We start from the raw sequence: 15,092 nt of genomic DNA, 5'->3' as shown, positions 1-15,092 counted from the left end.
AAATGAAAGGAACACTATTCTGTTTATTACTGGCGCTTCCATGCTTAGTCCTTGGACAACACCGCACTGATAACAGCTTGAACAGTGAATGGAAGTTTGCCACAGACCCGGTGAAAGTAGGAGAAAAAGAGCATTGGCAAGACACCGCTTTTTCTACACGCTATTTTGATAAAGTAAAAGTGCCGCATTGTTTTTCCACAGATCCCCGGTACTTCTTTTACACGGGTACCGCCTGGTATGTTAAACAGTTCGCTGCGGCCAATCCTGGCGACAACCACGTATTCCTGAAGTTTGATGCCGTTTTCTACAAATCAAAAGTATGGCTGAACGGTGTATTACTGGGTACTCACGAGGGCGGCTATACGCCATTTGAATTTGATGTGACCACTTTGCTGAAAAGCAATAATACCCTGGCATTGCAAGTAGATAACACCTGGGATACCACCACCATCCCCGGCGCCAAAACTGCCGGGCCCAATTCTTCTTCCAACCAGGGCCTGTTATATCCCTGGATCAACTACGGCGGTATTACCAGGCCGGTACATCTGATCACCAGGCCTGCCACCTATATCAGCAACACTAAAATCATAGCTACTCCTGATCTTGTGAAGGGAGATGCCAGCATCCGGATAAAAGCATTTATCCGCAACAATGGCGCCGTGGCCGCTACATCTGCCGTGAATGCCACTATTTATCGTAATGGTACTAAAACCAATATCCGTTTCAAACCACAATCCGTAAAGGTGGAACCGGGCAGCATTGTTCCCGTGGAACTGACCGGCACGCTCCCGGCATCAGAGGTTACTCTCTGGAGCCCGGATGCACCAGCATTGTACAGCGCTAACATTACTTCCGGCAAAGACACCATTGCAACTACCTTTGGCATCCGGAAAATTGAAGTAAGCGGCACCCGCCTTTTGTTAAACGGCGAACCATTGAAAATGGGCGGCTGCAACCGGCCACTCGACTATCCCGGCTACGGCTCCATGGACCCGCAGGAAGCATTGGAAAAAGATCTTGTGATGATCAAAAGCGGTGGCATGGAACTTTCCCGCATCAGTCATTATCCCGTATCAGAAGCCCTGCTCGACTGGGCTGATAAAAACGGGATGCTCCTCATCCTTGAAGCAGGCAACTGGCAAATGACCACCAAACAAATGGATGATACCCTGATGCGCAGCAAATTCCGTTCACAGATGCGGGAAATGATGGAACGCGACTGGAACCATCCCAGCGTGTTTGCGTACAGCGTAGGTAATGAATTTCTGTCGAACACGGAATCAGGTAAATCCTGGGTGCGCGATATGGGCAGCTATGTAAAATCACTCGATGATTCCCGCCTGGTGACCTTCGCCAGCATGTTGCTGGGAAATGAAAATCTCCGGAAACCGGAAGATGAAGCTTCTCATTATGTTGATTTTGTCAGTGCAAATATTTACTGGAACCATTTAAAAGTGCTGCAGCATATCCATACGCTCTATCCCAACAAACCGGTATATGTGAGCGAATTTGGTATCAGAACAGACGATGTGGCTTCGGAAAAAGACCGGATAAATTATCTCAAAAAAGCGATGCAGGATTTCAGGCAATGCGATTACCTGATTGGCGCTTCCATCTGGACCTTCAACGATTATTTCAGCCGCTTTCCCGGCACCAATCCCAATGGCTATCGCCCATGGGGCCTGATAGCACCCGACAGAACGCCGAGAGGCATGTACACCGTATGGCAGGAAGAATTTGCACCTGCTACCATTGAACTGTTAAATAAAAAAGATGGCCGCGCCAGCATCCGTGTTACTGCCCGGAAAGATTTCCCGGCTTACACCATGAAAGATTACCGGATAAAATACAACGGCCATTACATACCATTACAAACCCTGCATCCCGGCGACAGCCAGGTGCTTGATATAGACCTCGCCGGCGGTGCTGCAGATGTGGCACTGGTTAAGCCAGGCGGTTTTGTTATCCTGGAAAAAACCCTTAATTAGTATGATCAGATCAGAAAGTATAGAAAAACGTTCCTTTCCACATATTGAACTAACCGCCGGACTGATTGTCACGGGTGGCGGTTTATCCGGCATCTGCTGCGCAATAACCGCCGCCCGGCAGGGACTGAAAGTAGTACTGGTACAAGACAGAAGTGTACTGGGCGGTAATGCCAGCAGTGAAATACGTTTATGGATCCTTGGCGCCACCTCCCATATGGGCAATAACAACCGGTGGGCGCGGGAAGGTGGTGTAATAGATGAAATCCTGGTAGAGAACATGTATAGAAACCCGGAAGGCAACCCGGTTATACTGGACTCCATATTGCTGGACAAGGTGATAGCAGAACACAACATCACCTTACTGCTGAACACCACGGTATATGAGGCAGAGAAACAACACAACAGCATCACTTCTTTAAAAGCCTATTGCAGCCAGAATCAGACCGAATACCATTTAAAGGCGCCCCTGTTCTGTGATGCGTCCGGCGACGGTGTAGTGGGTTTCCTGGCCGGTGCTGCCTTCAGAATGGGCGCAGAACCTACGGAAGAATTTAATGAGCTGTTTGCGCCCACCGTCGCTTATGGTGAACTGCTGGGCCACTCGCTTTACTTTTATACCAAAGACACGGGCAAGTCCGTACGTTTTGTACCGCCTTCCTTTGCACTCATGGATATTACCCAGATACCAAAATTCCGCAGCTTCAATTCGCAGGAATATGGTTGTAAACTATGGTGGATCGAATACGGTGGCCGCATGGATACTGTACACGACACCGAGAAAATAAAATGGGAACTCTGGAAAATCGTATACGGCGTATGGAACCATATCAAGAACTCCGGTAATTTCCCGGAAGCTGATACCCTCACGCTGGAATGGGTAGGCATGATTCCCGGCAAAAGAGAAAGCCGCCGGTTTGAAGGAAGCTATATATTGAAACAACAGGATGTCATTGAACAACGCACACACGACGACGCCGTGGCCTTTGGTGGCTGGAGCCTCGACCTGCATCCTTCCGATGGTATTTATTCCGCACAGCCTGGCTGCACACAATGGCATAGCAAGGGTATTTACCAGATCCCTTTCCGCTGCCTCTATTCCAGGAATATCGATAACCTGTTTTTAGCCGGGCGTATCATCAGCGCTTCCCATGTGGCCTTTGGCTCTTCCCGTGTAATGGCCACCAGTGCCTATGTATCACAGGCATCGGGAATGGCCGCCGTACTCTGCACCCAACTTGGATGTAAGCCGGCGGCACTTTATGAAAACGGACAAATCTCCACGCTGCAACAATTACTGACACGCAGCGGGCAACATATTCCCGGCGTTCTTTCAAAAGATGAACAGGACCTGGTGCAGCAAGCCGCTATTACTGCCAGCAGTGAACTGGTATTAGCTTCACTGGAAGAAGATACTGCACCGCAACCTCTCGATATTGCCGTGGCGCAGATGATACCGGTGAATGCCGGTAAACTCCCGTCCTTCAGTTTGCATGCTTACAGCGATGTACCCACCACACTGCAGGCGGAAATAAGAACCTGCTCACGCACCGGTAGTTATACGCCCGATACAACGATCGCTACTTTTGAATTCGCTCTTCAACCCGGTAAGAACTGTATACCGTTAACAACCGATGCCGCCATTGATGACACACAATATGTGTTTATCCTGCTGCACAAAAATCCGTTGGTAAAAGTGAGCCGTTCAGATAAAAGGATCACGGGTATCCTCTCTGTTTTCAATACGATTAATCCTGCTGTTTCCAACTATGGCAAACAAGTGGCGCCCGATGGTATTGGTATCGACAGCTTTGAGTTCTGGTGCGCACAACGCAGACCTGCCGGACAAAATATCGCCCTGCGGTTGGAACAACCTTTGCAATCATTCGGCCCCGCCAATATCCGCAATGGTTTGGCGAGACCTACCACGCAGCCTAACGCCTGGGTAGCGGACCTGAACGATCCGGAACCATCGCTTACGCTTGCCTGGACAACACCACAGCAGCTTAAAAAACTGATCTTTTCTTTTGATACAGATTTTGATCATCCGATGGAATCTGTACTGATGCAGCATCCGGAAAATGTGATGCCACTCTGTGTAAGGGACTATGCCATCTTTGACGACAAAGGAAATAAGGTATATGAGAAAAAAGGAAATTACCAGACGAGGAATGAAATTGACTTTCCGGAGACAGTGATTACTTCCTGTCTTACGATCAAAACAGCGCACCCTTCTACTAATACACCGGCTGCAATTTTTGAAATACGTTGCTTTGCATAAAGCGACATCAACGAAGCGTTATGAAAAAAATCTGCCTGATTATTCTTTGTTTCCAGCTGCTTTTCTCCGTAATGATAAAAGCACAGACCATCACACTTGCCAACAGGCAACTACGCATACAATGGCTGCAAACAAAGGAAGGATGGAAAATAAACGACCTGCGCTTTTTCAGCGGCCGGCAATGGCAGCAGGTGGCAAAGCCTTCCGGTGAGTATACATTGCTGTATGCCGCAGAGAAACCGGCCGACAGTGCAGCGATGCGCTTTAGCACCATCACCGGAACAACATGGCCGGACACGGTGTATCATTACCAGATCAACGCGTGGAAACAGGCTTCTACTCCGGTAGCGTTAAATACGGCCGGTCAGGCATTTTATTTCTATCCCACCACCGCCAGGCAGGTATCGCCAACGGAAGTTGTTTTTACCTGTCATTCTCCCCTCGCAGATATAACTGCCACCTGGAAACTGGACGGGGAATATGCAGGCGATGTACGGGTACATATGCAGCTGCAATGTAAAAAAGACGGCTACTACTCACTCTCTAGTCCTTCGGCGATCACAGTGGATAAACAGGATATGGCCTGGGCAGTGATGCCCGGTTATTTCCAGGGCAAAGAGATCGCCAAAAATATGGTACTCAGCTATGCATATGGCCAGGGTGTACCTGAATTACCGGTACTGTACCGCGAACGCTGCGCCAGCTCCTTCTGCCCCATCATCACCACAAAAGAGAACATCTCTTTTGCCGTAATACCCGATCCGGGCCTCGGCCGGGATCCCTGGGCCGATGACCGGATCACCCATCAGACCTGGCAACTGGCCCTGTCGCATCAGAACAGAAAATCCCGCCTTTCACCCACTGTTTATTATCCCGTGCTGGGCGAACCTTCCTCACAGAAAAAACAAGGCGATCAGATCGACTACGGCTTCCGTTACAGCTTTAACAAAGGAGAATGGTATCACCTGCTCACCCATGCGGTAAATGATGTGTATGATTTTAAAAAAACACTCGCTTTACGGAAAAATACACAGTCGCTCACCAGCAGGGTAGAACAAATGCATCATTACCTCTGCGACCCGAAGACTTCTTTATGGAACAGTGAACAATACAACGGCCTTACCATAGGCGGACAATCTTACCTTGGCGGTGTGATTGGTTCCAACCGGGATGCCATTAAAAATGCAGACTATGGCGCTATGTGGATGCTGGCTAATACCAGTGGTGATAAATACCTGCAGGATAGCGTGCTGCCGCTGGCGTTAAACTTTAAACTGGCACAACAGCAAACGGCGCCCGGTTTTTTCCAGGGAGCAGCCATGGGACAATATTATCTCTCGAAAAGTAAAGCATTCAGGGAAGAATGGGGCGACTTCGTAGAACCGGTAAGTCTTACCTACTACGTGATGCTCGACATCGGCAACATATTGTTATTTGAACCGGGCAACGACACACTGAAAAAAAGACTGGCCCTCGGCGCATCGCTGTTACTGAACTGGCAGAAGCCAGATGGCAGCTGGGAAGTAGCCTACGACAGGCATACACAGCAGCCGCTTTTTACCGATATCAAAGACCTGCGGCCTACCTTCTACGGACTGATGGTAGCCTACCGGATATTGAAAGATGAAAAGTATTTAACAGCTGCAAAACGCGGCGCCGACTGGTTCATTCAAAACGCGGTGGATAAAGGACACTTCATCGGCGTATGCGGAGATGCCCGTTATGCGCCGGATTTCGCTACCGCGCAATCAGCTCAGGCCTTACTGGACCTGTATGACCTCACGCATGATAAAAAATACCAGGAAGCAGCGATCCGCACTGCCAGGATGTACCTGACTTCCATTTATACACAGCCGGTACCTTCGGAGAAAATAAAACAGGTGAATGGCATTGCACGCAAAGACTGGCAGATTTCACAGGCAGGGCTTAGCTTTGAGCATGGTGGCATTATCGGTTCCGCAAATGGAGCAGGACCTATTATGCTTTGCAGTCATGCCGGTATGTTTGTACGCATGTTCCAGCTTACAGGCGACAGCCTCTTCATTGAAATGGCCAGAGCTGCCGCTATCGGAAGGGATGCATTTGTAGATGCCAAAACCAGTGTGGCCTCCTACTACTGGAGTACCATGAACAAAGGCGCAGGTCCTTATCCACATCATGCCTGGTGGCAGATCGGATGGATTACCGATTACCTCTTATCAGAAGCACAATTGCGTTCCGGTAACCAGGTTACTTTTGCCAGGGGATTTATTACGCCCAAAGTAGGCCCGCATGAATCCTACGGTTTTACACCCGGTCACATCTACGGACATGAAGCCAGCCTGGTGAATCAGCAAGGCGTGGTTACCTGCAACAATCCCAACATAGAATATATACTGGCGCGGGGTACGGACAATAAAAAAATGTTCGTGATACTGCTCAATGATACCGGTGAACCGATACAGGGTCAACTCAACCTGAACCTTGATAAAGCTACAACCGCACATACCATCACAGACCTTGTTACCAACAAACAGCGGAATGCCGCCAGCAACCTGGACATAGCGCTGGATAGCTATGGCATAAAGGTATTGATGCTACACTAACGATGCTTGCATCTTACCTGCTTATTTATTAAACTACAATCTAAATCGTTCGAATGGCGCACCTGGATTTTATCGTAATGGGAGTTTTTGCCATATTGGTCCTTGGCATCGGCATGATGTTTACCCGCATAGGCAGCAAAAATTCATCTGCATTTTTTGAAGCCGGTGGCGCTACTCCCTGGTGGATCAATAGTATTTCCCTGTTCATCAGTTATTTTTCTGCCGGCACCTTTGTGGTGTGGGGCTCTATTGCTTATAAAAACGGTTTTGTGGCCAATGGCATACAACTCACCATGGTATTCGGTGGCATGTTGGTAGCCCTGTTTATTGCCGCCAAATGGAAGCGTACGGGCAGCGTTACTGCTGCGGAGTATATCAGCAAAAGACTGGGAACCGGCACACAGAAATTCTACACTTTCCTGATTATGTTGCATGGCCTTTTCACCACGGCATCTGTGCTGTACCCGGTGGGAAAAATGGTGAGTGTGGCAACGCCACTTTCGCTGAATACCTGTATCCTGATCATTGGTGGTATTATTGTTCTGTATACTTCCGCTGGTGGTTTGTGGGCAGTATTGGTGACAGATGTGGTACAATTTGTCATCCTTACCGCCGCAGTCATGATTGTTATTCCCATGGCACTGAAAGAAGCCGGTGGGGTGCATACATTTGTAGACAAAGCGCCTGATGACTTTTTCAACTTTTTCAATTCAGAATATTCCTTTGGGTTTTTCCTGGCATTCCTGGCGTATCAAACGGTGTATATTGGCGGCAACTGGGCCTATGTACAACGGTATACCAGTGTTTCCAATGAACGCAATTCAAAAAAAGTAGCCTGGTTGTTCACCGCACTTTACCTGGTAAGTCCTTTTATCTGGATGCTGCCGCCAATGCTGTACCGGGTGATCAATCCTTCGCTTACGGGACTGCAACCGGAAGGGGCTTACATGATGCTGTGTCAGCAGGTGTTGCCGGCGGGACTGATCGGGCTTGTTTTATCGGGTATGATCTCCGCCAGTGCCAGCAAGGCCAATACCACCATCAATATTATGGCAGTGGTATTTGCGCATGATGTGTATAAAAAAGCATTTAATCCAAAGGCGTCGGAGAAAACGCTGGTGCGTGCCGCCCGTTTCTTCACTGTGCTGTTTGGCGCCATCACCATCGTAATTGCCATGATGGTACCTATGATCGGCGGCATTGTGGAAATGGTATTAAGCACGGCCTCTATAGCCGGTGGCGCTTTGTTTGCCCCTATTATCTGGACCTTGTATTCGAGGCGTCAGACGGCCACCTCTGTGATCAGCGCTTCTTTATGCGGATTGGTGATCAGTCTTGCGCTAAAGTTTTTCGCCAGCGACCTGCTCGGGCATAAACTGAATCGTACCTGGGAAACTGCGGTGGGTGTGGGTATCCCGTTATTGGTGCTGCTGTGCTGGGAAGTGTATTACTTCGTTGCCAAAAAAGAGGCTGCGCCAGAACTGTTACAACCTTTGCCGGCAAACAACACCAATACCATTGCACAGGACCAGGATGCCAGGGCCCAGAATATCTTTGGGATGCGGGTAATCGCCTCTGCCATCGCGGTGGTGGGCGTGGGTATCGCGATACTTGGACTGGTGGCAACAGGTGGGATGGTAGCCTTTTTCACCGGGCTTGTTATTGCGCTCTGTTCATTGCCTTTGTTCCGTTCTGCCAGTACCTATCAATAAATTCATCATGCCTTATACTCCTTCCGCTATACGATTCATACCCATGAAAATAATTCCTATATTAGAGAAAATGTATCCCTCATGCGTTACCTTGGTACCCTGTGGCTGCTGCTCTTCCTCCTCCCCGCCTACGCTCAGACGAAGGCAGACAGTATCAGCCAGGTATTTCCCAAAATTATCGTCCTGAATGATAAACAGGAAATACTGCTCTCATTCGACTCAAACAGGAAAGCCTTTGAAGTGCCCAGCATAGGTACGCTCGACGGACCGGTTTCTATAAAAACACATCTCGACCAGGTAGCCGCAGAGCTGGGCTTTATTTATTCTTCTTTCCGGATGGGAGGACTTTTCACCTATATTTTCCCGAACAGGTACCGCACGTTCATACGACCATATTTTGTAGTGAAATTTAAAGGGTATAAAGACGGGCATGCGTTACGCGATTCCAGCTGCAAATGGTTCCCCGTTTCCGCTGCCATTAAAATGATTCCCTATCCCGCATCTGCACTGATTGTGCAGGATATCATCAAGCATCCACGCAACGTAAGGGCTGCCACATTTGAAGAATATGGATATACAAATCCACTGGATACATCGAAGATCCGTTTCAGGCAACTGGAAGACTTCTATAACCTGGATGCTTCCCTTTAGCATGCCGGCAACTATACTCCTTTCCGCTCACTGGCTTCATCAAAAAGACGCATCGCCATCAACCCGTTTCCTACGGCGCCGCCTGCACGGAGTGCTGCCGTAATAAATACGGTTTCTGCAATTTCTTCTTTAGTGGCACCGGCCTTCACGGCATTTTCAATATGTGATTCAATACAGTAGGCACATTGCGTGGTAAGCGCCACGGCAACAGACATCAGTTCCCGGTATTTCACCGGAATAGCACCGTCGTTCCTTTCTGCGGTGTGCTTTAAGTTCATAAATGCGGCGGATTCCTTACGGGCAGAGGTCAGCAGCGCTTCCGTATAGGCGCGGTCTTTCGGGCTTTGATAATCACTCATAACATGGGAATTGGAGGGTATATAATCGTGTTTAACACTATAACAAGATAATAAAATATCCTCTTTTTATCTTAGTCAACATGGGGGGTACACATAGATAACAGCTATCTTACAGGTATGGGTTATAAGGCGCCGAACTATATTTTAGATAGGGCTTAACTACGGCTAGGCTCTACCTGGTGAACGGCCGGGGCATAAAAAAACACCCACTCCGGCGTTCAACTCCGGAATGGGTGCAGCAATAAATTTACTTCCAGCCCGGCGTCTGCGCCAGGTTTGGATTCAGCTGGATCTGTTCCACCGGCACAGGTTCCAGGTAATAATAATTCAGCCAGCCCACCGGTACCGGGTAGAACACCACCTGGCCATTGCTGTTCAGGGTAATAGGTGTGCCGGCGCCATAATCTGATACCTTTACTTTGGTACCCAGCAGCTGTTTGTTGAAGTATTCTCCTTTGCCCCAGCGTTTCAGGTCATTGAAGCGGAAACCATCGCCCATGAGTTCTACCCTGCGCTCCCTTCTTATTTCCCACAATACGGGATCTACGGCCGGATCGCGGCGGGTATCAAAGGCGCCGTTGATATTGGCCACCACCATATTTGGCAGCCCGGCACGGGGTCTTAATTTGTTAATGGTAAGGTCCGCAATACCCTGGTTAAAGGCACCGAGCTCCCACATCACTTCTGCATAATTCAACATCACTTCTTCGGTACGGTACACGGGGTAATCTGTAGTAGACACACCTACCGTACTCACATCGGAGAAGGTATTATAAGGTTTGTAATAATAGTAGCCGGTAGAAGTATTCATAAATCCCTGGGAGCCGCTGGTTTTATCATTGAGAAAATGCGGCGCACGGTAAAGGATATAACCTGCCCAGTTGACTACCGGTAAACGCTTACGGGTAGCATCATTGCCGGGTAACGTGGCCATAAAATCAATAAACTCATTATCCGAAGGCACATTGGTACGGGTGAAATTCAATACCTGCCCGGAAGCGATCACTTTATACGGAGGCAGTACAGTGTAATACAGGCGGCGGTCGCGCTGACGGAACTCAGCATTCATGGTAGAATCAGCGTAGCCGGTAGCAGTAGTGGAAACAGGTTTTCCATCAGCGCACAGGTAAGCATCCACTGCATCTTTGGAGAGATCGGAGCCCCAGGAAGACGTGCGTACATAGCGGGTAGCGCTTTGCCCTGTCTGCCCTTTTATATACTGCCGCGCCAGGATAATACCCGGCTTGCCTACCAGTTCCTCTGAGTTATACACATCATCGTAGCTGCTCATCACCGCTGGAAAGGACGCCAGCAATTTTTCAGAATAGGTTTTACAGGCGTTGAGATAGGTGGCGGCATCATCCAGTTGATGATACCTGCGCCAGGTACCTTCAAACAATCCGAAGCGGGATAATAATGCCCTTACCACATGTACATTCACGGTGTTGGCGCCATCGCCTTCCGGTTTGATATGTTGTTCCGCCCATACCAGGTTATCCAGCATATTCTTTGCTACCTGGTCACGTGGCGTTCTTGGCCCATAGAGGATACTGGTGCTGGTATCAGTCACCTTGTGTTCTATCCAGGGTACATCTCCAAACATCGCTATCAGATCATAGTACTGTAAGGCCCGGAAGAAATAACCCACACTACGCCAGTGATCTTTATCGGCCTGGCTCATGGCCGACTGGTCCACGTTGTCCAGCATGATATTCACTCTTCTTACAAAGCTGAAATCCCATCCGGAATTACTGGTAGCAGTAGGTATAATTTTCTGCTGGAAAGCATAGGGAGATTTATTTGATACATTGTAGCCATTGACCATGTTATCAGAATTATATTCTCCGGAGGGCACATCCACATTATAGTAAGGGAAATACTCATAGCAACCCTGCATATAAGTTTTAAAGTTATCGGCCGTTTTAAAGGAGGTGGCTTCTGTCATTTTATCCAACGGCAGCTTTGTCAGGTAATCCTTGTTACAGGCAGAAACGAGCAGGATAAAGAACAGTGGGAATATTTTTAGTTTCATCGTATTCATGTTGAAGAAATTAGAAGGAAGCGTTAAGACCAAAAGAGAACATCCTCATCATCGGATAACTGATGCCATAACCCTTGTCGGCAGTAGAGGTAGGATCAAGGCCTTTTGGGAACTTACTGAATGTGAAAAGATTTTCTCCACTAAAGAACACCTGGAGCCTGCTGAAACCGGCTTTCTGCAATAATTCCCGTGGCAGGCCATAGCTCAGGCCAATACTTTTCACCCGCAGGTAAGCGGCGTTGGTCAGGTACCTGGACTGCACCAGTTTATTCACAGCTGAATTACCCGCAGCTTTGGCATAAATTCTCGCAAAGTGTGCGTCCGGATTATTGGGCGTCCAGTAATCCAGTTGATTCGCGTAGATGGTACCAAACTCATAGTTGTAGGGGAACGTCAGGTTATTGCTTAACCACAGGTCGCGTTTGCCCACACCTGCCAATACAAAAGAGAAGCTCCAGTTTTTATATCCTACAGCGCCGTTGATGCCATATTGCAGGGCCAGCCGGTTGTTGCCGATGATCGACAGATCGCCGTGATCAGCCAGCGTATTCTGCCCGTTGGAAATAACGCCGTTGCCATCTCTGTCTTTATACAATACATCACCGGGATTGGGTGTTACAATGCTGGAACCGTTTCTGATCTGACCCGGAATACCACCTTTGATCACGCCATTGTTGAAATCAGACGACTGGTACAACCGGTCTGTAGTGTAGCCCCATATTTCATTGAAATCACTTCCTACGTAATAGGTGCTGAGTGATCCTGCTTTGTTGTTATCGAACTTGGTGATCTTTGAGCGGAAGTCGTACAGGTTACCGGAGATCTGGTATTCGAGGTCACCGATTTTGTCTTTCCAGCCGATCACAATTTCATATCCCTGCGATTGCAGATTGGCAGCATTTTGCAATGGTGCGCCGGTGCCGAGTACAGCGGGCAGCTGAATGGCGCTGGTGAGCATGTTCAGGGTCTGCCTTCTGTACCAGTCGACCGATACGCTGAGGCGATTTGCAAACAATTCGGTATTCATTCCGAGGTTCAGGGTGCGCACGGTTTCCCAGGTAAAATTAGGGCTTACCAATCCGGGTGCAGTGAGCGTGGTAGGCCTGGTACTGTTTGCCAGCCATCCGGTGAGATAGGGACTCATAGCGTCCATAAATTTATAGGGATCAATATCCTGGTTCCCTACTTCTCCGTAAGAAGCACGCAGCTTTAATTCCGACAACACGGGTTTGAGCCGTTGCATAAAGTTTTCTTCTGATACGCGCCATCCCACAGAAGCTGAGGGGAAATAGCCCCAGCGGTGGTTCTCGGGGAACTTGGAAGAACCATCTGCGCGGCCATTTATTTCAAAGAGGTATTTGCCTTTGTAGTCGTAGTTCAGGCGGCCGAAGAAGCCCATTACGCTCCATTCAGAAAAGGCATCACCGGCTGTCAGATCGCCTACGGCGGTGGAGATAGAAGGCAGATCTGCCGAGATCATCTGTGTTTTATTCACATTAATACTTTCCCGGTGAAACTGATCCTGGTTGTAACCCGCCATCAGGGTGAAATTGTGCTTACCAAAGGACCGGAGATAGTTGGCGTAGATATTCATGGTACGCCGCTCATCCATCTGGTTAAAATTATAATACGCTGCATTATTCACCGGTACCGTGGTTTTCCTCACGAACTCGGAGATATCGGCGTAGTCGAATGATTTGTTATAACTGGTGTAGATTTCGCGGAGATTATCATAAAGGTATTCTCCCGTAATCGTCAGGTCTTTCACGGGTTTTGCAATGACTTTACCCAACAGCCTGATGTCATTTAGACGATCTTTTGTAGGCACAGCATTCAGCAACAGGTTTTTAGGCGTACCGGTAGGATACAGTATTCCGTTGATCGTCATGGTATCGGCCAGTGGTACATAGGAAGGGCTGTTACTGGCGGTGTTCCACAACCAGCTGCTGTTAGGATCTGATTTGGTAGAGCTGTAATAACCAACATCCAGTTGTGTGGTAAGCCATTTCGTCACATCGGCGCTGAAGTAGGATTTGAGGTTGTACCGTTTATAGGAATCAGCATTGGTAACCATGATACCATCTTCATTAACGGTACCCAGGGAGATGCGGTAAGCGGTTTTGTCGGACCCGCCACTGATAGCCAGGTCGTGCATCTGTTGTTTACCGGAGCGGTCGAACAACTGCCCGATCACATCTGATTCGGCGAGCTGGTATCTTAGTCCGGCGTCCATGGTATAACCCTGCGGATATTTGGAAGGATCTGCGTTGTAGTCGTTCAGGAACTGCAGCCATTTATCCACGTTCTGACCGGTCCAGTAAGCGCCATAGCCCATGTCTTTGTAAGCCTGTACGGTAGCCAGCGGACTGGCTTTCTTTGGAATAGAACTGGGAGTGGAAAAAGTGAAGTTATTACTGTAGTCGAATTTAATCTTACCGTTCTTTGCTCCTTTTTTTGAAGTAATGAGAATGACGCCAAAGGCTGCGCGTGCGCCATAAATAGCTGCTGCGCCGGCATCTTTCAAAACAGTAACCGTTTCAATATCGTTGGGATTGATCATGTTCATAGGGCCGTTGAACGGGATATTGTCTACCAAAATCAATGGACCACCACCATTGATACTGGTGGTACCACGGATATTAAACGTAAATCCGCCGCCTGGTTCCCCGGTGCCGGAAGTGATCTGCAAGCCAGGTACAATTCCCTGAAGCAGCGTACCAGTGGTGCTGGTAGGTCTGTTGGCCGCAATGTCATCCATTTTCACGGTGTTCACGGCGCTGGTCAGATTGGCTTTCTTTTGGCTGCCGTAGCCCACTACTACTATCTCATCTATTTTTTTATCTTTTAACTGCAGCACCACCTCCAGTTTCCCGGACCTGGGCACAGGTATTTCCATGGTTTCATAACCAATAAAGGTGATTACCAGCACACCGGTATTATCAGGAATATGCAGGGAAAAATGACCGGCAGCATCGGCAGCGGTGCCTTTGTTGCTGCCTTTCAATACCACCGTAGCGCCTACCAGTGGAATACCGCCGGCATCTGTAATTTTCCCGGTAATGGTAAAATCAACAGGCAGCGGCGTGGCCTTCTCACGCACTACTTTTTTCTCGCGGATGATAATTGTTTTATCCACTACCTCGTATTCAAAAGGCTGACCTGCGAAACAGGCGTCCAACGCCTTTTCCACCGGCATATTCTGTAAAGAGAGATTAACATTATTTCCTTTGGATAACAGCTGGCTATCGAACCAGAAGTCGTACCCGCTTTGTTTCCGGAAAGTATTCAGTACTTTTTCCAGCGGTGTATTTTTTACGTTGACGCTTACATTTTGTCCTTGTGTTTTGGCCGACAGTTGCAGGCATATGGTCAGAAAAACAAGTGCTGTCAGCTTCATGCACAACAGCTTTTTTGATAGAAAATAAGGCTTGAATCCCCGTTGGTAATAGGAATACAAATGAATCATAAATTTGAGATT

At 48.4% G+C, this 15,092-nt stretch carries 8 protein-coding genes; 5 read left to right on the top strand and 3 right to left on the bottom strand.

Features of this window, described 5'->3' with window-relative positions; genetic code table 11:
• The first annotated feature begins 2 nt into the window (after positions 1-2).
• From BMW79_RS09265 to BMW79_RS09245, 5 genes are all read left to right on the top strand, one after another.
• Positions 3-1,988, top strand: a complete 1,986-nt coding sequence (locus tag BMW79_RS09265) for a glycoside hydrolase family 2 protein (RefSeq protein ID WP_177192096.1) — start codon at positions 3-5, stop codon at positions 1,986-1,988.
• Position 1,989: 1 nt separating this feature from the next.
• Positions 1,990-4,266 (top strand): FAD-dependent oxidoreductase, encoded by a 2,277-nt coding sequence (locus tag BMW79_RS09260; RefSeq protein WP_089893545.1) that lies wholly within the window; start codon positions 1,990-1,992, stop codon positions 4,264-4,266.
• Positions 4,267-4,286: 20 nt separating this feature from the next.
• Positions 4,287-6,851: a glycerophosphoryl diester phosphodiesterase gene (locus BMW79_RS09255; RefSeq protein ID WP_089893542.1), complete on the top strand. Its 2,565-nt coding sequence runs from the start codon at positions 4,287-4,289 to the stop codon at positions 6,849-6,851.
• Positions 6,852-6,904: 53 nt separating this feature from the next.
• Positions 6,905-8,563 carry a sodium:solute symporter family protein gene (locus tag BMW79_RS09250; protein WP_089893539.1) on the top strand — a complete coding sequence of 553 codons (1,659 nt, stop codon included), beginning with the start codon at positions 6,905-6,907 and terminating at the stop codon, positions 8,561-8,563.
• 81 nt (positions 8,564-8,644) lie between these two features.
• Positions 8,645-9,214 carry a hypothetical protein gene (locus tag BMW79_RS09245; RefSeq protein ID WP_089893536.1) on the top strand — a complete coding sequence of 190 codons (570 nt, stop codon included), beginning with the start codon at positions 8,645-8,647 and terminating at the stop codon, positions 9,212-9,214.
• Positions 9,215-9,225: 11 nt separating this feature from the next.
• On the opposite strand, the gene BMW79_RS09240 is transcribed toward BMW79_RS09245, so the two are convergent.
• From BMW79_RS09240 to BMW79_RS09230, 3 genes are all read right to left on the bottom strand, one after another.
• Complete coding sequence (locus BMW79_RS09240) at positions 9,226-9,573, bottom strand: carboxymuconolactone decarboxylase family protein (RefSeq protein ID WP_089893533.1); 348 nt, start codon at positions 9,571-9,573, stop codon at positions 9,226-9,228.
• Between the two features lie 247 nt (positions 9,574-9,820).
• Complete coding sequence (locus BMW79_RS09235; RefSeq protein WP_245752432.1) at positions 9,821-11,614, bottom strand: RagB/SusD family nutrient uptake outer membrane protein; 1,794 nt, start codon at positions 11,612-11,614, stop codon at positions 9,821-9,823.
• 10 nt (positions 11,615-11,624) lie between these two features.
• Complete coding sequence (locus BMW79_RS09230; protein ID WP_177192095.1) at positions 11,625-15,011, bottom strand: TonB-dependent receptor; 3,387 nt, start codon at positions 15,009-15,011, stop codon at positions 11,625-11,627.
• Positions 15,012-15,092 lie beyond the last annotated feature (81 nt).

Origin of the sequence: Chitinophaga arvensicola, from assembly GCF_900110835.1 — a bacterium.
In the GTDB taxonomy this organism is placed as follows: domain Bacteria; phylum Bacteroidota; class Bacteroidia; order Chitinophagales; family Chitinophagaceae; genus Chitinophaga; species Chitinophaga arvensicola.
This window is presented reverse-complemented; position numbering and strand designations above follow the sequence as displayed.